A 22,912-nucleotide genomic window follows, 5' to 3' on the forward strand; every position below is an offset into this window, starting at 1 on the left:
GATGCCCGTCGTCCCGAATGTGGTTCAACCCTGCATTACACCTTGCCGTCGTTATCCTCTTCCACCGCCTGATAAATGCGCTGCAGAATATCCGGAAAAGCAGATTGCACGCGACTCCAGCTGGGAATAAAGGGTTTCTCATTCGGACGCTCAATAAAGGCTTGTCCGGCATCGAGAATCGCCTGAGTGAACATTTCTACCGCCGCTTCCTCAATGTGCTGATCAAACTTGAGGCCGTTCATGGTGGCTTCGTGGTTGTAGATCTCCATCATGTCCAGCGCATTACGGTAGTAAGTGGCTTTCAACACCCGGAACGAATCGCTGGTGAGCGGCACGCCCATGGTGGCCAGCTTACGCAGCAGCGACTGCACGATGTCATTGCTCATGCGTTTCAATCCGCCGGTACCATCATCTTCGGCCAGCGGCTGATGCTTGTGGTCGTAGTTATCGGCGATCTCAACCTGGCAGGTCTGACGCGTGGTGTAGTTACGATAAATCTCCGACAGCACGCCAATCTCTAATCCCCAATCGCCAGGAATCTTGATGCCGTTGAGCACATGCGTGCGCATGGCAAACTCGCCAGAGAGCGGATAGCGGAAGCTGGTGAGGTAATCGAGATATTCCGAGTGACCGTAGACCTTCTGCAAGGAGCGCAGCAGCGGACCGACCAGCAAACGCCCGACGCGGCCATTCAGCTTGCCGTCGGCGACGCGCGCGTAGAAACCTTTGCAGAACTCATACTGAAACGACGGATTGGCCAGCGGATAGAGCAAACGCGCCAGCATGCCGCGTTCATAGGTGACGATATCGCAGTCGTGCAGCGCCACGCACTGAGTGCGGTCGGAAGCCAGCGTGTAGCCAGTACAGAACCACACATTGCGCCCTTTGCCGGGTTGGCTCGGCGATAAACCCTCTTTATCCAGTTCGGCATCCAGCGCTTTCAGGCGCGGCCCGTCATTCCATAAAATGCGATGGCGCTGCGGCAGGCGGGAGAAGAACTCACGCGCAAACAGAAACTGGTCGCGATCGGCGCGGTCGAGGCCAATCACAATCTCCTCCAGGTAAGGTACCTTCGCCAGTTCGTTAACGATATTATCCAGCGCCGGGCCTTCCAGTTCCGAGAACAGCGACGGCAATATCAGCCCCATTTTGCGTTTGCGTGAGAAGCGCACCATCTCTTTTTCCAGCGATTCGACGCTGCGGTGGGTGAGATTATGGAAATTAGTAATGACACCATTCTGGTAAAAATCACTCATCGTCTCATCCTTTTGGTTAAAGGCCGTTACTCATTCGGCGCAAGAAAATAGTCCAGACCTTCACGCCAGCCCTGCGGACCGACGTGCGCGGTGTGGTAAACGTTCTCAGTATCGGTGCGTTGCAACTCCACCGGCGTTTTACTGAAGCCTTTTATCACCACGGCATAATCAACGCGCTCCAGCATCGGCACATCGTTAGGACCATCGCCCAAGCCGATTGTGGTGCGCGCTTCTCCTTCCTGCGCGGCGAGATGCTGCTGAATGTCCGCCAGCGCGATACCTTTGCCGGTGCCGGCGGGCATCACATGCCAGAAACGCCCGCCCTGGGTTAACGCCAGATTGTGTTCTGCCAGCGCCGCGCGGAATTCCGGTAAACGCTGTTCGTCATCGCGCCACAACACCACTTCCGACGCTTCGCGCAGGCGGCTTTGGCTGGCTTCGGCAAGGGTTAAACCGGTAAAACGTGCGACTTCGGCATCACTAAATTCATGAAAGCCGTTGAAGCGAAATCGTGCCTGCAACGCCTGCAGCGTCTGGCACAGCGCATGATAGCTGGCGCTGGTTTCGATCGGCGGTGTATGTTCACCGCCCAATACCACGCGCGCACCGTTTTCAGCAATAAAAGGGGCACCGACAATGCCTAACTTCTTTTGTAGTGGAATAATCTCGGCCGCCGTTTTGCTGGAACAAATCACCAGCGGGATCTGATGTTGTTTCAGACGCGCCAGCCATTCACTGGCTGCATCCCAGTTATAGTCATGATGATCCAGCAATGAGCCATCAAGATCGGTAATGATCATCAGGGAAGAGTTAAGACTCAGCATCATCACACTCCTTACGCCAGTGGCATCCGTAAAGCGAAGAGTAATCAGTATAATAGCGGAATCGCGATCACACTTTTTCCCGCGACCCGGCCAGCGACATCCAGGATAATTCTTAAATGGCAAACGTGACGGAAGGCGCGATGCACATTTCGTGCACAGCTGAAAGCAGCAGTGACGCGGCGCGTAGGACGATTCACATGAATGCTCATACAAAATTGTTCGATTTACATGCAGGGATGAATCTTGTCTTAATCAGACTAAGGCGTAATCTGACAGGGTGTTAAGAATTCCCTGGTGTAACGAACTTACTGATTTACTTTACCCGGCCATCCCGCCGGGTATTTTTTTGAAATCGATTTCAGCGGTTCACTTCGCTGCTGGCGAAGTCGCGAATGTCGAGTTCGAAGGCTTCCGCTAGCTCGGAGTAAGAGTCATAGGCTGCGCCATTTACCTTAACGCGATGCGCGTCTTCGGCTTCCATAAACTCTTTTACCTCGCCCGACGTTCTCTTCTGAATCACTTCCAGCAACGCATCAACATCGACATTCACTTCGCGCTTAACTGTCTCGCTGTACTCTTTTGCAGTGGTCATGGCGGCCTCCCGGAGGCGATCGGATCTACACCAGTATAGTCGTTGGTGAAAAGAGGGCGCGGAGGGCAAATGGCAGGCAAAAAAAAGCCCGCGCTGCGCGGGCAAAAATCCTTGTTACTTTTAGGTTGACTGCGCCTTTGGGGTTGGTGCAGTACCGAGAAGTGTACGAGCAGGCTGCGTCAAAAGTCTCTCTGCGAAACGTTAAGAAAGCGAAAAAGCGCATCTTGACAGAGTTTTACCTGCCTTTAAGTGCACAGTGCGTAACAGCGACTATGCTTAGCGATTGATTGTTAAGTGATATCAGGGAGTGAATATGGACTTTTTACGTATTGTCATCGCCATTTTGGTTCCGCCACTGGGCGTATTCTTGCAAGTCGGTTTTGGTGGGGCTTTCTGGCTCAATATTCTGCTGACGTTGTGCGGCTACATTCCAGGCATCGTGCATGCGGTGTGGGTTATCGCCCGACGCTGATCGCGATCAGGCAGTGTTGATTATCTTCCGTTAAACTGTGTCGCAGGACAATTTGTGGAGAGTAATCAATGAAGGTGAACGATCGCGTTACGGTTAAAACCGACGGCGGCCCGCGCCGTGTGGGTACGGTGCTGGCAGTGGAAGCATTCAATGAAGGCATCATGTATCTGGTGGCGTTAGAAGATTACCCGCTGGGGATTTGGTTCTTTAATGAAAGCGATCATGCTGAAGGGGTTTTTGTGGAGCCGTATGAAGAGGCTTGATTAATTTTCCCCTCACCTTAACCCTCTCCCGCAAGCGGGAGAGGGGAAAGATCGCCGCAACATCCACTCCTTCACCCACGTGTGGGAGAGGGCCGGGGTGAGGGACTTCGCGCACTACCTCAAATCAAAATGTCTCCCAGTTATCATTCCCTGACGTCGCCAATGCAGGATGTGGCGCCAGATTTGGCGTACGCAACGCAGACTGCGCCGCTTTAGCCACGTGCGCCACCGGCGCTTCATTCAAACGGAACACCGCCACCGCCTGCGTCAATCTGCCGGCCTGATCTTCCAGCGAAGCCGCTGCCGAAGAGGCTTCCTCAACCAGCGAGGCGTTCTGCTGCGTCACGTTATCCATCTCGGTCACCGCCAGGCTCACCTGCTGGATGCCACGGCTCTGCTCATCCGACGCGGCGGCAATCTCAGCCATAATGTCCGTCACGCGCCGCACCGCTTCAACAATCTCGCCCATGGTATTACCGGCTTCGCCGACCTGGCGTGAACCGTTGGTGATCAAACCCACCGATTCAGCAATCAGCGTTTCAATCTCTTTCGCCGCCTGCGCACTGCGTTGCGCCAGGTTACGCACTTCGCTGGCCACCACGGCAAAACCACGGCCTTGCTCACCGGCACGCGCCGCTTCCACCGCGGCATTCAGCGCCAGAATATTGGTCTGGAAGGCGATACTGTTGATGACGTTGGTGATCTCGGCAATCTTTTTCGAGCTGCCAGAAATATTGTTCATGGTTTGCACCACGCCGCTCACCAGATCGCCACCGCTGCGCGCTTTGCCTGAGGCATCGGCGGCCAGCTGGCTGGCGTGATGGGCGTTCTCGGCGTTCTGTTTCACCGTGGCGGTGAGCTGCTCCATGCTGGCGGCGGTTTGCTCCAGCGCGGAGGCCTGCTCTTCAGTACGTGATGAGAGATCGGTGTTACCGGCGGAAATCTCGCTGGAACCCTGATAAATCGCTACCGCGCCTTCTCGCACCGTACCGACGGTGCGCACCAGCGAGGCCTGCATCAGCTGCAGGTTATGCAGCAAGCTACCAATCTCGCTGCGGCCATAGGCTTGTTCCGGCGCGGTGAGATCGCCTTGCGCGATACGCTCGATGCGATCAACGGACTGACGTAGCGGGGTGATCACCACGCGACGCAGGAACACGAAGGTCAGCAGCACCAGCAGCAAGGCGGCAGCAAACGCCACCGCCATAGCAATAAAGCCAATGCGTGATTGATGCGCGGCTTCGGCATTAATCGCTTCAGCGCGGTCAGTACGGATTTTAATCGCCTTCAGCAGCACGGCGTTGTAGGCATCATCCAGTTTGCGCGTGACGTCAGTTTCCTGCGCCACAATGCCTTCGAAGCTGCCCTGTTTAGCCGATTCAATCATCGGCTTGAGACCTTTATCAATATAGGCATTGAAGCTGGCGGTCAGCGGTTCATCGAGGGCAATATCCGCCGGCGTTTTCGCCTTGCGATCCATATAGAGTTTAAAACCTTCGCGCGCTTGTTTAATACGCGTCTCGGTGCGCGCTAAATCGGCACGATAACCATCCATTTCACCAATACGTGCGGCGGCACCGGATTGCAGCACGTTGAGTCGCGCAGTACGCAGATGGTTAGAACTGTTAGAGATGCCCATACGAATTTGAATTTCTTCGGTGGCATCGTTTAGGGAATTATTACTCTGAATCAAAAAGTAGCTGGCGAGTCCAATGCACAGGGCAAAAAGCAGCAGAATGCCACCAAAGATCATACTGAACAAAGGCATCAGGCGCAGGTTCTGCCAGATGCTGAGCTTATATTGCTCATCAATCGATGCTGTTTTCATATCCTTGCTCTCATGTAGGTAGGTGTTATGAGAATAAGCATCGGCAGGCAGGGGGAAAGGATTAGGCAGGAAAGTGGGATCAAACTCTCAAAACGTGAAAAGGGCCAATCAGATGATCAGCCCTTTTATTCACTGTAGGTAATTATCGCACGTTAACATAAATCCCTGAGGTGACATTATCAGTCAAACGGACGACATGATAAATAACCTGCTTATTATGGGTTTTAATTTTACGTTTAATATTACCTTTATGTGACGATACGGTTTTGGCTTTAATTTGCATGTTCTCAGATATCTGAATGGTGTCATGACCTGACATCCACATTTTCAGCATATTTGATTCAGTCTGACTTAATGTCAGTGGATGCACGTCGAGCCCGGCAGAAATACGCGGCGAAGCGTTGAGTTTCTTTTGCAAATAGGTGCCTAATAAGGAATCCAACGTCGAAGTTTTTATCGATTTTGATGTAATAATCAGGTTCTTACGAACGTAGAGGTATTCCTCAAAATGGATATTCGAGATCGCCATGAAAATAAAGAATAAGGTATCAGGATGCTGCATGATAATAGCACGAATACGATCGCTGGAATCAGATTCGTGAATAAAGCACTCTTCGTTGATAAACACAACGCCCGGCTTAATTTGCTCACATCTTTGTTGCAATTGGTCGATATCCGAGACAGGAGTAATATTTTTCTTTTTAACTCCTTTCGCAGACATATAGTCAGACAAACCCAGGCGTGTGTAATTACATGAATCCATAATAATCGTTGGCATTATAGCGACCCTCACCAATTTGTTATCCGTTTAAATCAACGATGAATACGCGTTTGCGGTACGAGAGAAATTTCCAAAGACACTTTTTTATTCTGCTCAGCAGATTGGCGATAGTTGTCCATGCGCCATCATGACTCTTCCCTGAACCGTGCTGCGAAGTTTTTTTTATAGTACATCCACGTCACTCTCATCTCAGCCATAGTGGGAATGGCTAAGGATTTGCATTAAGTGTTTTATTCGCTCTGTTTTGAGAGCCCTGTCACTATCGCGCAGATCACAGACAAATCTGATAGGACAAATCTTAAAAACATTTGTGTGGCGAAAGTATGACGCTTCAGCGAGCGTTGACAATGCCGGAAAAAAGGGATTTAGACAAGAAAAATCGCTGTGAAATTTTTTTTGTTTAAAAACAGCCCTTTGAGCATTTAATCAACCGATTCAGCAGGTTTAACCCCTTAGGAATCGTCTGACTAAAATACGCGAAGCGCGGTTTAATAAGAATAATTTTCACCAAAAATGCGCACTTATCAGAATTTCCTCAGTTGATTTCTGAGAAATATGGTTCAGAAAATGCACTAACAGATTTTGAATGCTTAACTATTACTTAAGGGCGTCTACAGAATAGTTAATCAACGGGCGCGGGAAAGTTCTGACACAAACTGGGCGAGTAAATCAAAGACTTCGCTAAACAGATGTTCGCAGAAGGGAGCAAGCAGCGGCATCATCAACCCTACGCTGAGGATGCCCACCGTTAAGGTAATCGGGAAGCCAACCGCGAAAATAGAGAGTTGTGGTGAAACACGGTTTAACAAACCTAGTGCCATGTTTAGCGTGAGGAGCAGAACTATTAAGGGCAGCGCTAACATCATGCCATTAAGGAAAATTAATCCCGCGGATTTCACCAACGCCATAAAAGCATTGGCGTTGAGCGGCTGATCGCTGATTGGCAACGTATGAAAACTGTCCACCAGCAGTGAAATCAGCCACAGATGTCCGTTGAAGGTAAGAAACAGCAGCATGGCCAGCATATCGAGAAAACGAGCCAGCACCGGCATGTTCAGGCGGCTGCCCGGATCGAAGAAGGTGGCGAAGGACAATCCCATCTGCAAACCAATCACTTCCCCCGCCATGCGCACCGCCGCAAAGGCGAACTGCATGGTCAGGCCGATGCTCACGCCAATTAGCAGCTGTTGCAGTAGCAACCAAAATCCCGCGGGTGTAAACAGGGTCGCCTCCACCGGCGGTAGCACCGGCAGGATGATCCAGGTGGTCAATACCGCGAGGCCAATCTTGACGCGTTTGGGAATCGATTTTTCGCTCAGCACCGGCGCGCTGGCAAACAGCGCCAGCAAACGCACCATCGGCCAGAAGAATTGTGCGACCCAATGGATCAGCTGGCTGCTGTCGAGGTTAATCATTAGCCAATAATGTACGGCAGATTGCTAAACAGCGTGCGAATGTAATCCAGCATCAGATTAAGCATCCACGGACCTGCGATTACCGCCGTAGCGGCAACGGCCAGAATCTTGGGGATAAAGGAGAGCGTTTGTTCGTTAATCTGGGTCGCGGCTTGCAGCACGCTGATGATCAACCCGCTGATCAACGCCACCAGCAACATCGGCGCGGCCATCAGCAGGGCGACACGCATTGCTTCCTGGCCCATAACCATCACTGATTCAGGTGTCATGCTGCACTCCTCGAGAAAGAAAGGTGAGGGCGAACGCCACTCAAGAGTAGAAACTTTGCGCCAGTGAACCCACCAGCAGCTGCCAGCCATCCACCAGCACGAACAGCATCAGCTTGAACGGCAGGGAAATGGTCGCCGGCGGCACCATCATCATCCCCAGTGCCATCAGTACGCTGGCGACCACCAGATCGATGATCAGGAACGGAATGAACACGGTGAAACCAATCTGGAAGGCGGTTTTCAGTTCACTGGTGACATACGCCGGCAGCAGAATACGCATCGGAACCGCTTCCGGACCCTGAATTGGTGCGGTGTTAGCCAGACGGGCAAACAGCGCTAAATCGGCTTCGCGCGTTTGACGCAGCATAAATTCACGCAGCGGCTGAGCACCTTTGTCAATCGCGTCCGCCATACTGATTTTGTCCTGGCTGAACGGCACATAGGCGTCGGAGTAAATCTTGTCGAAGGTCGGCGCCATGATAAAGAAGGTCAGAAACAGCGCCAGGCCGAGCAGCACCTGGTTTGGCGGCGCCGACGGCGTGCCGAGGGCGTTACGCAGCAAACCAAACACAATAATGATGCGCGTGAAGCTGGTCATCATCAGCAGCACCGCCGGAATAAAGGTCAGCGAGGTGATGAACACCAGCGTCTGCACCGGCAGCGACCAGCTCTGGCCACCGTTCGCCAGCGGCTGGCTGATTAAGCCTGGCAGCTGCGCATGCGCAACCGGTGCCAGCAACAGCAGCGGCAAGAGAGGAAGTAATCGACGCATCATTGTGGTTTTCCGGGACGTTTAACCAGGTTCTGGAACAGCTGACGAAAATCCTGTGGCGCAGCGCTGTGATTTGCCCGTTCTTCCGGCGGCAGCGGCGGTAACGAATGCAGATGGGTGATCTGCTGGGCGGTCACGCCCAACACCAGACGCGCATCGGCGGTATCGACAATGACCACACGCTCACGCTGGCCAACCTGCACCGTCGCGCTGACTTTCAGCGCCTGGCCGGTCACCGTTTTCGGTGCAAAGCCAAGGCGTTTGGCCAGCCAGCCGCAGCCGAGAATCAGCAGAACAATCACTGCCAGCACACTGCTGACCTGGCCAATCACCGAACCGGTTGAGACCACCGGCTGGCTGGGTACCGGTTGTTCGGCTTGCGTGTGTTTTAACATGCTTAACGGCTCAGACGACGCATACGTTCAGACGGGGTAATAATGTCGGTGATGCGCACGCCATATTTGTCATTCACCACCACCACTTCACCCTGCGCGATCAGATAACCGTTGATCAGAATATCCAGCGGTTCTCCGGCCAGGCCATCCAGCGCCACCACCGAACCCTGCGTCAAGCGCAGCAGCTCTTTGATGGTCATCTTGGTGCGACCCAGTTCCACGGTCAGCTTGACCGGGATATCCATGATCAGATCGATATCCTGCAGCGAGCCGCTGATGCCAGGATTTTCCAGCGATTTGAACACATTTTCAGTTGGATCTGGCGCGCTGGTGGTGGTTTGTTCGTTCATAGCTGCAGCCCACAGATCGTCCGCGGAGATGTCGTCGTCGGACGGTTTCATGCTGTCACTCATCGGGCTGTTCCTCGTTCAGCGAATTCAAAATCGGGTTAATCAAATGTTCTACACGCAGCGCGTACTGGCCATTGATGGTGCCGTATTGGCTGGTCAGCACCGGCACGCTATCGACGTGAGCGATGATGCGGTCCGGCTTCTCAATGGGCAGGACGTCACCGGGTTTCAGCTGCAAAATACGTGACAGGCGCAGCGATGTTTCGGCGAAATGGGCAATCAGCTCCAGCTCCGAGTGCTGCACCTGTTTCACCAGATTGTCGCGCCAGTGATTATCTTCCCGGCGTGAGTTTTCCAGTGGGGGATTGACCAGCAGCTCGCGCAGCGGCTCAATCATCGAAAACGGAATACAGATATTGAATTCACCGACCAGGTTTCCAATCTCCACCTGGAACGGCGTGTTCACCACGATGTCATTCGGTGAAGTGGTGATGTTGGTGAACTTCACCTGCATCTCGGAACGTACATACTCCACTTCCAGCGGATAAATCGCTTTCCATGCGTCGCTGTAGCCATCCAGCGCCAATTTCAACATGCGGCGAATCACGCGCTGTTCGGTATGGGTAAATTCACGTCCTTCAACTTTGGTCGGGAAACGACCGTCGCCGCCAAACAGGTTATCGACAGCAATAAAAACCAGGCTCGGTGAAAACACCACCAGCGCCGTGCCGCGCAGCGGCTTCAGGTGAATCAGGTTCAGGTTGGTTGGCACCGGCAGGTTGCGGGCGAACTCGTGGTACGGCTGAATCTTGATCGCACCCACACTAATATCGGGGCTACGGCGCAGCAGGTTAAACAGCGCCATACGGAAATGACGGGCAAAGCGCTCGTTGATGATCTCCAGCGCCTGCAGACGCTCACGTACGACGCGGCGCTGAGTATTGGGATCATAGGGACGGATATCGCCATCGGTCCCTTTGGAACTGTTCTCTACTTCCGCACTGTCACTGTCGCCATTAAGCAGCGCGTCAATCTCAGCCTGGGAGAGAATGCTATCGCCCATTAAATCACCTCAAAATGAAGGCGGTAAACAGCACGTCATTGACAACCTGAGCCGGTTGACCTTTTACCAGCGGCGGCGCCAGCACCTGTTTGATCTGCTCAACCAGGGCCTGTTTGCCTTGCTCTGTTGCCAGAGCCGTCGCGCTTTGACGCGAAAGCAGTAACAGCAGACGGCTGCGCACTTCCGGCAGGTAATCGTTCAATCGACGACGGGTATCCTCATCGGGCAGACGCAGGGTGAAACCCACGTACAGCACACGGTCGGGATCGTTGTCAGGATTGACCAGGTTTACTGTAAACGTATCCATTGCAAAAAATACGGGAGCAGCCGGTGGCTCGACTTTCGCCGCGTCCGGTTGGCTGCCTTCGTGTTTATTCATCATTCGCCAGACTGCATAGCCTGCCACGCTGCAAGCGGCCAGCGTTACAATCAGTAACACCGGTAGTAGTAGTGAACGTTTGCGGCCTTTAGCTTTCGCGTTATCAGACATCTTGCAGTTACTTCCTGTGAATTATGGGTAAGCCTCTCGGCTGACCTGGACAGATTATCCCGCGTCTTAAGTCAAACAATGGGAAGAAAAGACGCGGGTTTTACGCTTACCTTCAGCGTTTAGCGGCTATCAGGCAAAGATATCGACAGCGCCGTTACCGGCCGCGCGCGCTTGAAGGGCTGCCGGGACGGCAATAGGCGTTATCTCGTTGTCACTGTCCTGGGAGAGGCTAAAGCTGCCGTGCTGTCCATCACGACGTCCTTCCTGCTGGCCCTGATAACTCTGGCCCTGTGCGAAGGCGTCGCTGCTGACGTTACTCTGTCCCAGGTTTATTCCGCTCTCCGCCAGCGCGCTACGCAGCTGAGGAAGAGCCGCTTCCAGCGCGGCCCTCACTTGGCTGTGGCTGGAAACCATATTTAACTGTGCCTGATCCTTATCAAGGGTCAGGCTGATCTGGATAGCGCCCAGATCCTGCGGATGTAGACGCAACTCGGCGTTCTGCTGCCCGTTGCGGCTAAACATCACAATTTGCTGACTCAGCGCCTGCTGCCACTCGCTGCTGCCGAGCTGCGCATTCAGCATGGGCGTCGACGGCGTGGTGCTGGTCGAAGCGGTGCTGCTTACCAACGAGCTGGTGGCGCTGAGCGGTGCGCTGGTGAATGGCGTCACCGGGTCATCACTGCTCTGCGCGGCGGCGCGCGCTTCCGGCTTACTCAGCGCATTCAGCACCTGCTTAAAACTCTCATCCAGCGTCAACCCGCTGCTGTTACTGGCGGTGGTGCTGACGCTGCTGCTCTGCGTGCTGCTGGCCGTTTGCGTTAAGAGCGTTACAGCATCGCTGGATTTCTTCTGTGCGCCATCCGGCTGCGCGTGCTCTTCTTTTACTGCACCGTCCAGCGAACCCCTTAACAGTGCGGCATTAAGCGAAGCGCGAGTGTCGGTTTTCCCTTCGCCTGCGCTGCTACTTACGCTGGTTGGGCTGGTGCGGTTCTCTACCGCCACCGGCAACATGGCGAATAACGCCTGCACATTCTGTAAGTCGCTGGCAGTTAACGAACTTGCCTCACTCTTGTCTTTATCATCGGCTGATTTCAGCGTGGCTTTAGTGTTTTCCGGCTGTAAAAGTGCGTTTAACGCATCGGGTTTCTCCAGCGCCTGTAATAAAGCGCTTAGCGAAGCCTTACTGACGTCTTTTTCATCAACTTCTGCTGTCAGATCAGTCGATTGCGTGTTAACAGCTTGTTGCTTTACCAGCGTCAGCAAGCGGTTGCCGAGTTCAGTAATAAATCCCTGCGGCAGCGACTCCGCGCCCTGCAAAACATCTGATGAAACTGAAGTGTCAGCGTCTCCCAAAACCGAGGTTTGCGTAGCAACTGTTGGCAGCGTAATCATTCGCCTTTCCTCAATGCGGCCCGTTGGGCAAATTCATCCATCCGTTTCTGATCGAGACGGTTTTCTTGTCGTAATGCGTTTTCCTCAGCGCGCGTAATCAGCGTTTGATAAGCATTGAGCCGCTTATGCTTTTCACGCCAGTTGCTCAGCGCGCTGTCGAGGCGCTGATTCCACTGGGAAAGCTGTTGGCGATGCTGTTCGATGGCTTTTTCCAGCGTCTGAATAAACTGGTGATAATTGGTCCAGCGCGTGCTGGCGATGCCGCCGGACATATCCTGATTGAGCTTGTTGCGATACTCATCCTGATAATCCAGCAGCATGCTGAGTTGTTCGTCGGCCTGCTGCACACCCCGGCGCATATCGCCAAGGTGAATCACCGCACTCTCCAGTTCCTGCTCCGCCATATCGCGCAGCTTGTTGATCGCACTGGCCGTTTTCATCACTTAACCTCGTTTGGCGTTAACCGAACATCGCCTGCAGATGCAAACAGGCATCGTCGTAGTCGCTGCGTTCGAAAATGCCCTGATGCAGGAAGGCTTCCATCTCGGGATAGAGCTTGATGGCTCGGTCCAGCATCGGATCGCTGCCTGCGGCATACGCACCCACACTCACCAGATCGCGGTTACGCTGGAAGCTGGAGAGCAACTGTTTAAACTGACGCACGCGCGCGTAGTGCGTCTCATCAATTAATGAGGTCATGGCGCGGCTGATTGACGCTTCGATATCAATCGCCGGATAGTGACCGGCTTCCGCCAGACGGCGCGACAGCACGATGTGGCCGTCGAGAATGGCACGCGCCGAGTCGGCAATCGGGTCTTGCTGATCGTCGCCTTCGGTCAACACGGTATAAAAGGCGGTGATTGAACCGCCGCCGTGCGTACCGTTACCGGCGCGTTCCACCAGCGCGGGCAGTTTGGCGAACACCGAAGGCGGATAACCTTTGGTCGCCGGCGGCTCACCGATGGCCAGTGCGATTTCACGTTGCGCCATGGCGTAGCGGGTGAGGGAATCCATAATCAGCAGCACGTGCTGACCGCGATCGCGGAAATCCTCAGCGATACGCGTGGCGTAGGCGGCACCCTGCATACGCAGCAGCGGCGAGACGTCCGCCGGCGCGGCGATCACCACCGAACGCGCACGGCCTTCGGCACCGAGAATATTTTCAATGAACTCTTTAACTTCACGGCCACGTTCACCAATCAATCCCACCACGATCACGTCGGCTTTGGTGTAGCGCGCCATCATGCCGAGCAGCACGCTTTTACCGACGCCGGAACCGGCGAACAGGCCCATACGTTGACCGCGACCCACGGTGAGCAGAGCATTGATGGCGCGCACGCCGGTATCCAGCACATCTTCAATCGGCGTACGTTGCAGCGGGTTGAATGGCGCGGTGATCAGCGGGGCGCGATAGCCGGTTTCCGGCGCGGGTAAACCGTCGAGGGGTTTGCCGCTGCCGTCCAGCACGCGACCCAATAACTCCGGGCCCAGCAGCATCTGTTTGCCGCTGTGGCCGCTGTCGCCACTGACGCGCGCATAAACGCGTGCGCCCGGCAAAATACCGTCGACTTCTTCCAGCGGCATCATTAACAGTTTCTGCCCGTTGAAGCCGACCACTTCACTTTCAACTTCAGTGATCTTGCTGCCATCGGTACGTTCAATAATGCAGGTAGCACCGAGCGGCAGCTGCAGGCCGGTGGCTTCCAGCACTAAGCCGGTGGCGCGCGTCAGGCGACCGTAACGACGCACGGTTTGTACCTGCGAAATGCGTTCTTCGAAGGCGTCGAGCGCGCCGAGCCAGCGTGAAAGGCGTGAGGAGGTCATTACAGTGTCCCCGGAGCGGCCAGGCGGCACAGCTCCTGCCAGCGCGTTGCCACGCTCGCATCAAGGTCGCCATCTTCGGCGCTAAGCTTACAGCCGCCAGGATGCAGCGTGCTGTCGGCCAGCAAGCGCCAGCCATGCAGATCGAGCGTTGGACCCAGCGTCTGCTCGATGCGCTGCAGATCGTCCGGATGGACGCGCAGCTGCGGTTTGCCGCTGAACATCGGTTCCTGCTGAATCAGCTGCTGGATTTGACGCAGCAGGGCGGTGCCGTCCACCTGCGTGGCCTGGCCAATCACCGTGCGCGCGGCTTCCAGCGCCAGCTGCATCAGACGTGAAGCGATCACGCTGTCGAGTGCTTCGAGCGTGTGATGGAACTCGGTCACCAGCTGCTGCATACGTGCCTGCAGCGGCGCTTGCTGCTGCTGCGCATCGGCTAAGCCTTGCTGGAAACCGGCGTCATAACCGTTCTGTTGCGCTTCGGCGAAACCTTTCTGATAGCCTTCGCTGTAGCCTTGCGTCTGCGCATCTTTGCGCATCTGCTGCTGCATGCGTTCCAGCTGTTGCTGCTGTTCCGCTTCGGCGCTCAGTTCGACATCGATCTCCGGCTCCTCTAACTGAGGTTCCGGTTCGGCACCGAACGGGCTGCCTAAATCATCAGGCTGCCAGCGCTGCCACGCGCGGGCGGAAAAGGCATCAGACATAGGTTTCCTCGCCACCACCAATCACCATCTCGCCGGATTCTGCTAAGCGGCGCACCACCAGAAGAATGGCCTTCTGCTCGTTCTCCACCGCCGACATACGTACCGGACCACGGTTGGCCAGATCGTCGCGCAGGATATCGGCCGCACGGGCGGACATGTTCTTGAGGAACTTCTCGCGCAGCGGCTGTTCGGCACCTTTCAATGCCACCAGCAACTGTTCGGATTCCACTTCCTGCAACAGACGCTGGATGCTGCGGTCGTCCACTTCCACCAGGTTTTCGAACAGGAACATCTCGTCGATGATCTTCTGTGCCAGCTCGCCATCGAAGTCGCGTACTGCTTCGATAACCGCTTCTTCCTGCTGGGTTTTCATCAGGTTGATAATTTCTGCTGCGGTTCTCACGCCGCCCATCTTCGCGCGCTTGAGGTTGGTGCCGTCGAGCAGGCCATTCAGTACTTCGGTCAACTCCGCCAGCGCCGCCGGCTGGACACCGCCGAAGGTGGCGATACGCAGCATCACATCGTGACGCAGACGCTCGTCGAACAGCGCCAGAATATCCGCCGCCTGACCACGTTTGAGGTGGACAAGGATGGTGGCGATAATCTGCGGATGCTCGTCGCGAATAAGGTCGGCCGCCGCCTGTGGCTCCATGAAGTTGAGCGTTTCCATACCGCTGGTGGTCTCGTTTTTCTCGAGAATATCTTCCAGCAGGCTTGAAGCTCGCTCCTCGCCCAACGCTTTGATCAGCACCGAACGCAGATAATCGTTGGAGTTGAGGCTCAGCGCCGCAAACTGTTCGGCATCGGCTTCGAACTCGCGCAGCACTTCGGTCAGCTGTTTGTGTGAAACCTGGCGCATGTTGGCCATAGCACCACTCAGATGCTGAACCTCACGCTGGTTAAGGTGTTTGAACACCTCCGCCGCGCGCTCTTCGCCGATGGTCATCATCAGAATGGCGCTTTTTTCTGTACCGGTCAGACTCATAGTTCTTTACTCATCCATTCGCGGATAACCAGCGCGACGACGCGCGGATCGTTTTCAGACATGTCGCGGATACGCTGGCTCATCACCTCGGCGCTCATGCGGTTAGTAGATTTACGCTCCTGATCCAGCTCGTCTTTGCTGAGCTGAACGTTAAAGGCTTCTTCTTCTTCCATGGCCGCAGAGCGTGCCGCCAGCGCTTCAGCCGCTGCCTTCTCCTGCTCTTTCTTACGCACCAGCTGTGGACGTACCAGCTTGCGATAGAGGATGAAGCCAACCAACGCCACCAGCAGCCAGCGACCGGCAGTCATCAGCTGATCGAAGAACGATTGCTGCTGCCAGAATGGCAGGTCGCCACCGCTTGGTTCGGTCATGTTGAACTGAGAGTTCACCACGTTGACGCTGTCGCCACGGGTTTGTGAATAGCCCATCGCTTCACGGGTTAAATCTTCAATCTGCTTGATCTGCTGCTCGTTAAGCGCCACCGCTTTGCCTTTACCGTCGTCGCGGTAGTTCACCACCACGGCAACCGACAGGCGCTGCACATCGCCGACGTTCAGCTTGGTATGACGAATGGTGCGGTCCAGCTCATAGTTCACCGTGTCGTTGCGCGTTGAGCTGCTCGGGCCAGAAGGCTGTGCGGTGCTGGTGGTGCTGCCGTTATTCTGCGCATTGGCGGTTTGCGCGTTGGCGTTTTGGCCGTTGGCATTATTGTTGTTATTCGTTGGCGGATTGGTCACCGGCGCGGTATTGGCTGGCGCAGGCTGATTCGACAATGCACCTGGCACGCCGCCTGGATACGGGCTGCCATTCTGTTCGGAGTTGCTGGTCTGGCGTGAACGCACCGCGCTATTGTTAGGATTGGCGTTCGGCTGGTATTTCTCGTCGGTCTGCTCGCTGCGGTCGAAGTTGATTTGCGCCGTCACCTGCGCATGCACATTGCCCTGACCGACAATCGGATTGAGGATCGCTTCGATACGCTGCTGGAAGCGCGCTTCCACTTCAGACGCATATTTCAGTTGCGCATCATTCAGGTCGCGACCTTCGCTGTCAGAGCGGGTCAACAGACGACCGGCCTGATCGACAACGGTAACGTTGCCCGGCGGTAAACCGGCCACGCTGCTGGAGACCATATGCTGAATGGCCTGAATCTGGCCTTCATCTAATGCGCGGCCTGGCTGCAGGTTCAGCGTCACCGAGGCGGAAGGGGCTTTCTGCTCACGCACGAACAAGGTCGGTTTCGGCATTGCCAGATGCACGCGTACGCTCTTCACCGGACCGAGCGTTTCGATGGTGCGCGACAGTTCACCTTCCAGCGCACGCTGATAGTTGATCTGCTCGCTGAACTGGCTGATCCCGAACTTCTCTTTGTCCATCAGTTCGAAGCCAACGTTGCCGCCTTTCGGTAAGCCTTGTTGTGCCAGACGCAGACGCAGCTCATGCACTTTATCGGCGGGCACCATCAGTGCTCCACCGTTATCGGCGAACTGGTAAGGGATGTTCATTTGCGTCAGCTGCGTGACGATCGCGCCACCATCCTCATCGGAGAGGTTGTTATAAAGCACGCGATAGTCTGGCGCTTTTGCCCACAGCACCAACGCAAACACCACCGCGATAACCGCAGCAGCAGCGATAATTAAGGGAATACGCGGATTGGCGCGCAGGCGGGCGAGAAGGTCACTGAAGCCTTTCTTAGCTGTATCCTGTGTAGCGGCTGCACTCGCATTCATGACCGATTCCTGCCTGACATTATTGATCGGGTGTGGTGTTGTGGTGACAAAACGTACTCCCTGAAGACTTCTCCCCTAAAATCGGGAGAGGAGAAAAATTAAATTCCACTTAATGGCAGGCATTATTTGTTGAAAGCCGCGACATCGATGGGTGGATAAGCCGGGTTTTTTGCGGTCATTTAGCGCCTTTGTCCTATTGACAGTGTGTTAACTTTCTCATCGTGAAAATTTAATCACTTCTTCATTAGGGGTCAGGCAATGTCAATTCAGGCGATTGAGGGTGTGCTGCAGCAGCTGCAGATGACGTCTCTGCAGGCCAGCGGTAAGCAAGCGGAGTCCACTAATCAGGTCGATTTCAGTGCCACCATGAAAGCAGCACTCGACAAGATCAGCGAAACCCAGACAACGGCTCGCGCTCAGGCGCAGGATTTCGAAATGGGTAAACCGGGCATCCAGTTAAATGATGTGATGGTCGATCTGCAAAAATCCTCTATTTCCATGCAGATGGGCGTGCAGGTGCGTAACAAACTGGTGTCGGCGTATACCGATATTATGAGCATGCAGGTTTAGTTTCTTTCGGGTATTTCTTTCGGGTATAGTCCAGCGCGGTAATGGTGTTATATCAGGCGGGAAGGTTGCTGCATCACAGTGAGTACACCGCCAAACGCGCTGCCTTATTTTGAGAAGAGGATTCTCACGTGAAGAAAAGCCTGCAGTTTTTAATCGCTATTGTCCTGCTCACGGGATGTGACAAGGATGACGCGACTTACTACCCGCAAATGAAAAACTTTGCCTATCTGTATCAATTCGAAGCGCTGCCCGGCAAAGTCAAAACGACCCATCAAACGCTGTTTACCGCCGACGGCCAGCAGATCTTCGAAGTGAATGTCGATTTCGACCGCAACGGCTGTCCGACGCACGTGAAATCGGTGCGCAAACAGGGAGAAGTGATTGATGTCACGCGCGATGGCGACCAATTAAAAGGCAGTGAAAACGGTCAGGACGTGGTGGTGACGCTGGATAAGAACTGCGCCATGGTCAAGAAAGTCACGCCGACCATGACCGTGGATATTGCCTATAACAAACAGGGTTTGGTCGAGCAGATCTCATCGCCCGCCTCCGATGCCGCGTTTCACCTCGCTTATAACAGCGCCGGTGAAATGGCGGTATTGAGTATTACCCAGGCCGGAACGGAAGTGTCGCGTGCTACCGCGGTGCGAGCAGAAGATAAGAAAAAGATCTCTGACGTGGTCACCACGGTGAAGCGAAATGACCAAATTAAAACCGTCAGCAATGTCTGCAAATACAAACACGACGTTCCCTATTATTGCGACATTATTAGCGTTGACGCGGCAGGCAACGTGATTGATAAGCAGTATGGCAATATTGAGGTAACGTATTACTGATTGGTGGGGTCGCCATGCATGGCGACCAACACTATTTAATCTCCGGCCACGCCACCGCCGGGAATCCATTCAGCAGCGGATAAGCAAACAGGAAACCCTGGAACTGGCTAATGCCTGCGGCTTCCAGCCACATCCACTCTTCAGCTTGCTCGACACCTTCGGCAATCACCGCAATCTCCAGCGATGCGCAGCACTTAATGATGGCGTGCATGATCGCCTGCTTCGGTCCGCTTTTGTGCACATCGCGGATCAGCTCGCGATCGATTTTGATTTTGTCCGGCTGGAATTTTGATAACAGCGACAAGCCAGCAAAACCGGCACCAAAATCGTCCAGCGCGAGGCTGATACCTGCCGCTTTCAACTTTCTCACTTCGGCAGCAAACTCATCCGAGCGCGAAATGATCTCATTTTCGGTCACTTCGACAATCACCTGTTGCGGCACCAGCCCGCTGGCGTTGATCTCAGTAAGCAGGAATTCCACCGCGTTTGGCACCGTCACCAGTGACATCGGCAGCAGGTTGATCGACAGACGATGCTCGCCAATGCCCAGTTTGTTCGCCACGCGAAAGGCCAGACGTTTCGATTTGATATCCGCGTGATAAATCGCTTCGCCGCCAAACGCGGAGAAATACTCATCGGGTGAGCCACCGTTTGGCGTGCGGATCAGCGCTTCAAACGAAGTGACGCGGCGCGCGAAGGGATCGATGATGGGTTGAAAAGCAAAGCGGCAATCCTGCAGGCTCTGATCGATACCCTCCAGATCGTTCTGCCATTCAATATCCGGAACAAATTCCCAGGTATTGGCTGGCGGGATCTCGAAGTAGTTCTCTTTGTCGCGCGCCACCACGAAGGTACGCAAAAACTGCAGCGCGCGATCGTTGTAGGTAAGCTGATAACGCGAGGTGCCTTTATCCAGCACTGCTTGCAGCACTGTGTCTTTGTCATGCTCGCGCAGATCGAACAGCTCCATGCCGACTTTGCCAAAACGGCGTTCAGGCGCGAAGTCGTGCATTAACTCCACCAGATTATGGTGGCGTGCGTCCTGACAAATACGCTTGTATATGCCCTGAACGGACTCGCGCGGTCCTTCCAGCAGCTGGAAGAAGTGCAGGCCGTCGAACAGCAGGATGCCAGTAACGTCGAAGTTTTTGTTTTTGCTATTGGCTTTAGCAACCATATCTTCGAGCGTTTTGATTGGCACGTGATCGTGCAGATGGCTGCGGTAAATAATTGTGGTGAGCATCGAGATTGTCCGGATAATTTATTATTTTGCGGCTAGATTAGCAGCCTTACCGCGGGGTCTGTCCATAGCTTCCCGCGATCAGGCTAAACTTTTTTTATTATAACAGCTTAAGCGAAGCGGCTAGCCGCTTCGGTAACGTCGCAACTCCATCAGCGTGCCGATAATTTCTAGCGCCGATTCCGCCGAATGCAGCTGCGGAAAATCATCATTCAACGCGCGCAATGTGAAGATCTGCTCATCCTGCTGTTGCGTTTGCAGGCGATAAATGCGCACTCGTGCCACGCCATCCACCAGCGCCAGCACCACATCGCCCGGCTGCGGCTGAACGTCAGGATCAAAGATCACTTTGTCACCGGGCCGGTAATCGGGCTGCATCGCCTGATCGTCTATCGTGACCGCCAGCGCGCCATCGCCCAACTGACTCTCGCTATAGAGAAAATGCGCAGCCTGCTGTTTGAGCAACAACCGTTCCTCGCTCAACCACGCTGACGCTTGCGCCAGGCTAATCAATGGCACCGCCGCAACCGGTGCGGCTTTGGCGTGGGTGGCAAACACTTCGCCATCCCCGTCGATAATCCATGCCGCCGTGCATTGCAGCCACTGCGCGAGCCGCAGCAAATTCTCGCCACGCGGTACGGTTTCCTCTTTTTCCCACTGCGATACAGCCACATGCGACACCCCAATGCTTTTGGCCAGCGCCTGCTGCGTCAACTGTAGTGCTTTACGTCGTGCCCGGATGCGCTCACCGGAAGATTCTTTTTTCATCATCTTGACATCTCCTGAAGGAATGACTTAAGTATACTTAAATTCATAATTTAAAGTAAACTTAAATTCAGGCGTTGACCGCGAAGCTGGCAAGGGTGGTCAGCGTGCTTATGGGGCACATCCCTTGCCAGGGGTGAGAGGTGAAGCATGGAAAGTAGTTTAGTCACCAGCGTAGGTGCGTTGCTTCTCGGCGGCGGCGCAGCAGCTGTGTTCTGGAAACCGTTAATGGCGGGTATCGCCGCTATCGTCACCAGCAATCGTGCCGGTGGGGAGATCATCACCAGTTACAAAGAACAGGTGATGCTGCTCAAAGAGGGTCACGCCTTGATGCGCCAGGAAAACGATGAATTGCGCATCCGACATGACAAAAACCTGCGGCGTATCTCTTCGCTGGAAACCGATCTGCGGCTGATAAAAAACGCCCTGAGCATTTTGCTGGCCACCACGGAAGCCGAGCACAGCGAGAAGTTTCGCAGCCAGGTTAACCAACTGATTACCACTCTGGAGGAGAGTCGTGATGATGCAGATAAACAGTGAGTACGTAGTGAAAAACCATCGGCGCCAACTGTTCTTCGGCGGCTTTTTGCTGATGTTGTCTTTGATGTGCGTGGCGATGACGGTGCTATTCCTGTTCGTCAGTAACAGCGCCAATCAGCGTGTTGAAGAGATTCGACAGCAATATCGAACCATATCGGAACGACGTGAAGCACGTGTGGCGGAGCTTACCAGCCAGCTGGTGGCGCTGCAGAACAAGCTCGATGGCACCGTGAAGCACCCGGTCAGCAATCCGGCTGACAAAGGGAAACCGGCAGAAGGAGATAAGTCGCCACCTCAACCCAAGCGTTAAGGAGGGCATCATGCGAATTACCCCGTGGATTGCAGCCCGTCTTGCCCGACTGCGATCTTTATTCAGTAAGAAGGAGAGCATTATGAGCGATCAAACTGTCATCAATCCAACCAGCACCATCGCATCGTCACCAGCGGAAGATTTCGCCAACGAAGTCGCCACGCCCGTTGCTGCACCGACGCCGACCGCAGCACCTGAAGTTGCGCCCGCAGTGGTAGCGGCAGCGGCACCGGCTGAAGTTCCACCGGCTACGGCACCCGAGGCGATAACCGCTGCACCCGCGCAGGTGGCGGCGACTGCCGCGCCTGAGGCGGTAACGCCTGCGCCAGCCGAGGTTGCGCCGCCCAGCGAACCGGACATCGCTGCAGCCGATGCGCCACCAGCCGCCGCAACGGCGCAGAGCCACGACGGGACTCAGGCGTTCTCAGAAGGGGTGAAGGATTTTGTCAGAGCGTTTAGCTTTGTCGAGCAGGGCGTAATCAAACTTGGCGATGCCGCGAAGGGTGAGCTGATTGATCTGGCGAGGAAGTATCTGTAATGCCTGACGACTCAGCATCGGGGACCGGGATGTCCCCTGTTTACTAACAGGTTTTAGTCACTTCCGATTATTCCTAAGGCAGCTTCGATATTTTGCACTACCTTTAATCATTCAAGCGTTATTTAAATCGTCTTATTAAGCGAAAAGGAAGATAGCATGAGTGATACAGAAACTGTAAAAACCAAAACTGAATACTTGCGTGATGTCACCTCCCAGCTTAAAGAGATGCGCCACTACGCGCAGACCAACACTGAGACGCTATCTGCCCACTGGCTGGCGTTTGATGCGGGTGAGTATAAAGACACCGAATACGCGGGACGCTTCGACACCTTGCTGAACAAGCAGGGCAAGCTGCTGGATGACATTGATGCGGCGATTCAGGATCTAGAAATCGCCATCAACCATGCTGAGCAGGAAAGCTAAGCGCCTAGCGTACTGGTGGCCTAATCGGCCACCAGCCACATTTCTGCCTCATCGAACATCTCTTCAACAATCCGCGCAACTGTCGCTTTATCGTTCTTACTCATATCGGTATCTATTGCGTTACGCTCCATCGGTTTGACGCGCACCTCAATATCGGGAAAGACGCGCTGTACACGCTTTTCCAACTCCTGCAAAATCATCTCGCGTGCACCCGGTAATCCGGCCACGTTACGCTTATCGTAAATCAACTCCACAAACATCAGGGTCGTTCCATTCATTGGATCGGGTGCG

At 54.5% G+C, this 22,912-nt stretch carries 29 protein-coding genes; 8 read left to right on the plus strand and 21 right to left on the minus strand.

Annotation, left to right across the window (positions count from 1 at the left end; genetic code table 11):
• Positions 1–35 precede the first annotated feature (35 nt).
• The 3 genes from IB226_RS03015 to yodD all read right to left on the minus strand — a co-directional run bounded on the left by IB226_RS03015 (position 36) and on the right by yodD (position 2,672).
• Positions 36–1,256, minus strand: coding sequence for a glycosyl transferase (locus IB226_RS03015; RefSeq protein WP_101763945.1), 1,221 nt, complete (start codon positions 1,254–1,256; stop codon positions 36–38).
• Between the two features lie 26 nt (positions 1,257–1,282).
• The gene (locus IB226_RS03020) at positions 1,283–2,080 is read right to left on the minus strand and encodes a mannosyl-3-phosphoglycerate phosphatase-related protein (RefSeq protein ID WP_110868371.1); all 798 of its coding nucleotides are present in this window, start codon (positions 2,078–2,080) and stop codon (positions 1,283–1,285) included.
• Positions 2,081–2,438: 358 nt separating this feature from the next.
• Positions 2,439–2,672: a YodD family peroxide/acid resistance protein gene (yodD, locus tag IB226_RS03025; protein ID WP_192233523.1), complete on the minus strand. Its 234-nt coding sequence runs from the start codon at positions 2,670–2,672 to the stop codon at positions 2,439–2,441.
• A gap of 313 nt (positions 2,673–2,985) precedes the next feature.
• Here yodD and IB226_RS03030 point away from each other — a divergent pair, with 313 nt between their 5' ends.
• Both IB226_RS03030 and dsrB read left to right on the plus strand, forming a co-directional pair.
• On the plus strand, positions 2,986–3,144 hold the full coding sequence (locus IB226_RS03030) for a YqaE/Pmp3 family membrane protein (RefSeq protein ID WP_007891469.1): 159 nt from the start codon (positions 2,986–2,988) through the stop codon (positions 3,142–3,144).
• A 68-nt stretch (positions 3,145–3,212) separates the two neighbouring features.
• Complete coding sequence (gene dsrB, locus IB226_RS03035; RefSeq protein ID WP_101763947.1) at positions 3,213–3,407, plus strand: protein DsrB; 195 nt, start codon at positions 3,213–3,215, stop codon at positions 3,405–3,407.
• 124 nt (positions 3,408–3,531) lie between these two features.
• Here dsrB and IB226_RS03040 read toward each other — a convergent pair whose 3' ends face one another.
• The 15 genes from IB226_RS03040 to fliF form a co-directional block, all read right to left on the minus strand.
• On the minus strand, positions 3,532–5,235 hold the full coding sequence (locus IB226_RS03040; protein ID WP_110866422.1) for a methyl-accepting chemotaxis protein: 1,704 nt from the start codon (positions 5,233–5,235) through the stop codon (positions 3,532–3,534).
• 142 nt (positions 5,236–5,377) lie between these two features.
• Entirely contained in the window at positions 5,378–6,013 is a 636-nt protein-coding gene (gene rcsA, locus IB226_RS03045) for a transcriptional regulator RcsA (RefSeq protein ID WP_008105413.1), read from the minus strand.
• A gap of 629 nt (positions 6,014–6,642) precedes the next feature.
• The gene (gene fliR / locus IB226_RS03050) at positions 6,643–7,431 is read right to left on the minus strand and encodes a flagellar biosynthetic protein FliR (protein WP_101763949.1); all 789 of its coding nucleotides are present in this window, start codon (positions 7,429–7,431) and stop codon (positions 6,643–6,645) included.
• Positions 7,431–7,700: a flagellar biosynthesis protein FliQ gene (fliQ, locus tag IB226_RS03055; RefSeq protein WP_008105408.1), complete on the minus strand. Its 270-nt coding sequence runs from the start codon at positions 7,698–7,700 to the stop codon at positions 7,431–7,433. The genes fliR and fliQ overlap by 1 nt, the downstream gene beginning before the upstream one ends.
• Before the next feature lie 40 nt (positions 7,701–7,740).
• Positions 7,741–8,472, minus strand: coding sequence for a flagellar type III secretion system pore protein FliP (gene fliP, locus IB226_RS03060; protein WP_097097688.1), 732 nt, complete (start codon positions 8,470–8,472; stop codon positions 7,741–7,743).
• Entirely contained in the window at positions 8,472–8,867 is a 396-nt protein-coding gene (gene fliO, locus IB226_RS03065; RefSeq protein ID WP_101763950.1) for a flagellar biosynthetic protein FliO, read from the minus strand. The genes fliP and fliO overlap by 1 nt, the downstream gene beginning before the upstream one ends.
• A gap of 2 nt (positions 8,868–8,869) precedes the next feature.
• The gene (fliN, locus tag IB226_RS03070; protein ID WP_110866421.1) at positions 8,870–9,280 is read right to left on the minus strand and encodes a flagellar motor switch protein FliN; all 411 of its coding nucleotides are present in this window, start codon (positions 9,278–9,280) and stop codon (positions 8,870–8,872) included.
• On the minus strand, positions 9,273–10,280 hold the full coding sequence (gene fliM / locus IB226_RS03075; RefSeq protein ID WP_064739115.1) for a flagellar motor switch protein FliM: 1,008 nt from the start codon (positions 10,278–10,280) through the stop codon (positions 9,273–9,275). The genes fliN and fliM overlap by 8 nt, the downstream gene beginning before the upstream one ends.
• Positions 10,281–10,284: 4 nt before the next feature.
• Positions 10,285–10,770, minus strand: a complete 486-nt coding sequence (gene fliL / locus IB226_RS03080; RefSeq protein ID WP_101763951.1) for a flagellar basal body-associated protein FliL — start codon at positions 10,768–10,770, stop codon at positions 10,285–10,287.
• A 129-nt stretch (positions 10,771–10,899) separates the two neighbouring features.
• Positions 10,900–12,162 carry a flagellar hook-length control protein FliK gene (locus tag IB226_RS03085; RefSeq protein ID WP_192233525.1) on the minus strand — a complete coding sequence of 421 codons (1,263 nt, stop codon included), beginning with the start codon at positions 12,160–12,162 and terminating at the stop codon, positions 10,900–10,902.
• Positions 12,159–12,602: a flagellar export protein FliJ gene (gene fliJ / locus IB226_RS03090; RefSeq protein ID WP_064739112.1), complete on the minus strand. Its 444-nt coding sequence runs from the start codon at positions 12,600–12,602 to the stop codon at positions 12,159–12,161. Before fliJ ends, IB226_RS03085 begins: the two co-directional genes overlap by 4 nt.
• A gap of 19 nt (positions 12,603–12,621) precedes the next feature.
• Complete coding sequence (gene fliI, locus IB226_RS03095) at positions 12,622–13,986, minus strand: flagellar protein export ATPase FliI (protein WP_008105395.1); 1,365 nt, start codon at positions 13,984–13,986, stop codon at positions 12,622–12,624.
• Positions 13,986–14,687 (minus strand): flagellar assembly protein FliH, encoded by a 702-nt coding sequence (fliH, locus tag IB226_RS03100; protein WP_137386041.1) that lies wholly within the window; start codon positions 14,685–14,687, stop codon positions 13,986–13,988. Before fliH ends, fliI begins: the two co-directional genes overlap by 1 nt.
• On the minus strand, positions 14,680–15,672 hold the full coding sequence (fliG, locus tag IB226_RS03105) for a flagellar motor switch protein FliG (RefSeq protein WP_101763955.1): 993 nt from the start codon (positions 15,670–15,672) through the stop codon (positions 14,680–14,682). The genes fliH and fliG overlap by 8 nt, the downstream gene beginning before the upstream one ends.
• Positions 15,669–17,399 carry a flagellar basal-body MS-ring/collar protein FliF gene (fliF, locus tag IB226_RS03110; RefSeq protein WP_192233527.1) on the minus strand — a complete coding sequence of 577 codons (1,731 nt, stop codon included), beginning with the start codon at positions 17,397–17,399 and terminating at the stop codon, positions 15,669–15,671. The genes fliG and fliF overlap by 4 nt, the downstream gene beginning before the upstream one ends.
• A 258-nt stretch (positions 17,400–17,657) precedes the next feature.
• Here fliF and fliE point away from each other — a divergent pair, with 258 nt between their 5' ends.
• Positions 17,658–17,969 carry a flagellar hook-basal body complex protein FliE gene (gene fliE / locus IB226_RS03115; protein WP_008105389.1) on the plus strand — a complete coding sequence of 104 codons (312 nt, stop codon included), beginning with the start codon at positions 17,658–17,660 and terminating at the stop codon, positions 17,967–17,969.
• A 128-nt stretch (positions 17,970–18,097) separates the two neighbouring features.
• Entirely contained in the window at positions 18,098–18,805 is a 708-nt protein-coding gene (locus IB226_RS03120; protein ID WP_110866418.1) for a YnfC family lipoprotein, read from the plus strand.
• A 31-nt stretch (positions 18,806–18,836) separates the two neighbouring features.
• Here the strand turns inward: IB226_RS03120 and IB226_RS03125 are convergent, their stop codons facing one another.
• Both IB226_RS03125 and IB226_RS03130 read right to left on the minus strand, forming a co-directional pair.
• On the minus strand, positions 18,837–20,048 hold the full coding sequence (locus IB226_RS03125; protein ID WP_192233529.1) for a diguanylate phosphodiesterase: 1,212 nt from the start codon (positions 20,046–20,048) through the stop codon (positions 18,837–18,839).
• Between the two features lie 120 nt (positions 20,049–20,168).
• Complete coding sequence (locus IB226_RS03130) at positions 20,169–20,816, minus strand: S24 family peptidase (protein WP_110866416.1); 648 nt, start codon at positions 20,814–20,816, stop codon at positions 20,169–20,171.
• Positions 20,817–20,960: 144 nt separating this feature from the next.
• Here IB226_RS03130 and IB226_RS03135 point away from each other — a divergent pair, with 144 nt between their 5' ends.
• The 4 genes from IB226_RS03135 to IB226_RS03150 all read left to right on the plus strand — a co-directional run bounded on the left by IB226_RS03135 (position 20,961) and on the right by IB226_RS03150 (position 22,621).
• Entirely contained in the window at positions 20,961–21,350 is a 390-nt protein-coding gene (locus IB226_RS03135; protein ID WP_110866415.1) for a hypothetical protein, read from the plus strand.
• A complete protein-coding gene (locus IB226_RS03140) occupies positions 21,331–21,660 on the plus strand; it encodes a hypothetical protein (RefSeq protein ID WP_192233531.1) in 330 nt (109 codons plus the stop codon). Before IB226_RS03135 ends, IB226_RS03140 begins: the two co-directional genes overlap by 20 nt.
• Before the next feature lie 82 nt (positions 21,661–21,742).
• Positions 21,743–22,198 carry a hypothetical protein gene (locus tag IB226_RS03145; protein ID WP_192233533.1) on the plus strand — a complete coding sequence of 152 codons (456 nt, stop codon included), beginning with the start codon at positions 21,743–21,745 and terminating at the stop codon, positions 22,196–22,198.
• Between the two features lie 156 nt (positions 22,199–22,354).
• Positions 22,355–22,621, plus strand: coding sequence for a hypothetical protein (locus tag IB226_RS03150; RefSeq protein WP_110866413.1), 267 nt, complete (start codon positions 22,355–22,357; stop codon positions 22,619–22,621).
• Between the two features lie 20 nt (positions 22,622–22,641).
• Here the strand turns inward: IB226_RS03150 and IB226_RS03155 are convergent, their stop codons facing one another.
• Positions 22,642–22,881: a DinI-like family protein gene (locus IB226_RS03155; RefSeq protein WP_101764035.1), complete on the minus strand. Its 240-nt coding sequence runs from the start codon at positions 22,879–22,881 to the stop codon at positions 22,642–22,644.
• Positions 22,882–22,912 lie beyond the last annotated feature (31 nt).

Source organism: Pantoea sp. PNT03 (genome assembly GCF_014852515.1).
Lineage (GTDB): Bacteria > Pseudomonadota > Gammaproteobacteria > Enterobacterales > Enterobacteriaceae > Pantoea > Pantoea leporis.

What these genes read in the sequence shown, in the direction of transcription:
- dsrB (WP_101763947.1), top strand. Translation starts at nt 3,213, where the DNA reads ATGAAGGTGAACGATCGCGTTACGGTTAAAACCGACGGCGGCCCGCGC.
- fliO (WP_101763950.1), bottom strand. Translation starts at nt 8,867, where the DNA reads ATGTTAAAACACACGCAAGCCGAACAACCGGTACCCAGCCAGCCGGTG.
- fliN (WP_110866421.1), bottom strand. Translation starts at nt 9,280, where the DNA reads ATGAGTGACAGCATGAAACCGTCCGACGACGACATCTCCGCGGACGAT.
- fliJ (WP_064739112.1), bottom strand. Translation starts at nt 12,602, where the DNA reads ATGAAAACGGCCAGTGCGATCAACAAGCTGCGCGATATGGCGGAGCAG.
- fliL (WP_101763951.1), bottom strand. Translation starts at nt 10,770, where the DNA reads ATGTCTGATAACGCGAAAGCTAAAGGCCGCAAACGTTCACTACTACTA.
- IB226_RS03130 (WP_110866416.1), bottom strand. Translation starts at nt 20,816, where the DNA reads ATGATGAAAAAAGAATCTTCCGGTGAGCGCATCCGGGCACGACGTAAA.
- IB226_RS03135 (WP_110866415.1), top strand. Translation starts at nt 20,961, where the DNA reads ATGGAAAGTAGTTTAGTCACCAGCGTAGGTGCGTTGCTTCTCGGCGGC.
- fliG (WP_101763955.1), bottom strand. Translation starts at nt 15,672, where the DNA reads ATGAGTCTGACCGGTACAGAAAAAAGCGCCATTCTGATGATGACCATC.
- IB226_RS03155 (WP_101764035.1), bottom strand. Translation starts at nt 22,881, where the DNA reads ATGTTTGTGGAGTTGATTTACGATAAGCGTAACGTGGCCGGATTACCG.
- IB226_RS03125 (WP_192233529.1), bottom strand. Translation starts at nt 20,048, where the DNA reads ATGCTCACCACAATTATTTACCGCAGCCATCTGCACGATCACGTGCCA.
- IB226_RS03015 (WP_101763945.1), bottom strand. Translation starts at nt 1,256, where the DNA reads ATGAGTGATTTTTACCAGAATGGTGTCATTACTAATTTCCATAATCTC.
- fliR (WP_101763949.1), bottom strand. Translation starts at nt 7,431, where the DNA reads ATGATTAACCTCGACAGCAGCCAGCTGATCCATTGGGTCGCACAATTC.
- fliE (WP_008105389.1), top strand. Translation starts at nt 17,658, where the DNA reads ATGTCAATTCAGGCGATTGAGGGTGTGCTGCAGCAGCTGCAGATGACG.
- fliQ (WP_008105408.1), bottom strand. Translation starts at nt 7,700, where the DNA reads ATGACACCTGAATCAGTGATGGTTATGGGCCAGGAAGCAATGCGTGTC.
- fliM (WP_064739115.1), bottom strand. Translation starts at nt 10,280, where the DNA reads ATGGGCGATAGCATTCTCTCCCAGGCTGAGATTGACGCGCTGCTTAAT.
- fliF (WP_192233527.1), bottom strand. Translation starts at nt 17,399, where the DNA reads ATGAATGCGAGTGCAGCCGCTACACAGGATACAGCTAAGAAAGGCTTC.
- IB226_RS03145 (WP_192233533.1), top strand. Translation starts at nt 21,743, where the DNA reads ATGAGCGATCAAACTGTCATCAATCCAACCAGCACCATCGCATCGTCA.
- fliH (WP_137386041.1), bottom strand. Translation starts at nt 14,687, where the DNA reads ATGTCTGATGCCTTTTCCGCCCGCGCGTGGCAGCGCTGGCAGCCTGAT.
- IB226_RS03150 (WP_110866413.1), top strand. Translation starts at nt 22,355, where the DNA reads ATGAGTGATACAGAAACTGTAAAAACCAAAACTGAATACTTGCGTGAT.
- IB226_RS03030 (WP_007891469.1), top strand. Translation starts at nt 2,986, where the DNA reads ATGGACTTTTTACGTATTGTCATCGCCATTTTGGTTCCGCCACTGGGC.
- IB226_RS03040 (WP_110866422.1), bottom strand. Translation starts at nt 5,235, where the DNA reads ATGAAAACAGCATCGATTGATGAGCAATATAAGCTCAGCATCTGGCAG.
- rcsA (WP_008105413.1), bottom strand. Translation starts at nt 6,013, where the DNA reads ATGCCAACGATTATTATGGATTCATGTAATTACACACGCCTGGGTTTG.
- fliI (WP_008105395.1), bottom strand. Translation starts at nt 13,986, where the DNA reads ATGACCTCCTCACGCCTTTCACGCTGGCTCGGCGCGCTCGACGCCTTC.
- IB226_RS03085 (WP_192233525.1), bottom strand. Translation starts at nt 12,162, where the DNA reads ATGATTACGCTGCCAACAGTTGCTACGCAAACCTCGGTTTTGGGAGAC.
- IB226_RS03140 (WP_192233531.1), top strand. Translation starts at nt 21,331, where the DNA reads ATGATGCAGATAAACAGTGAGTACGTAGTGAAAAACCATCGGCGCCAA.
- IB226_RS03020 (WP_110868371.1), bottom strand. Translation starts at nt 2,080, where the DNA reads ATGCTGAGTCTTAACTCTTCCCTGATGATCATTACCGATCTTGATGGC.
- fliP (WP_097097688.1), bottom strand. Translation starts at nt 8,472, where the DNA reads ATGCGTCGATTACTTCCTCTCTTGCCGCTGCTGTTGCTGGCACCGGTT.
- yodD (WP_192233523.1), bottom strand. Translation starts at nt 2,672, where the DNA reads ATGACCACTGCAAAAGAGTACAGCGAGACAGTTAAGCGCGAAGTGAAT.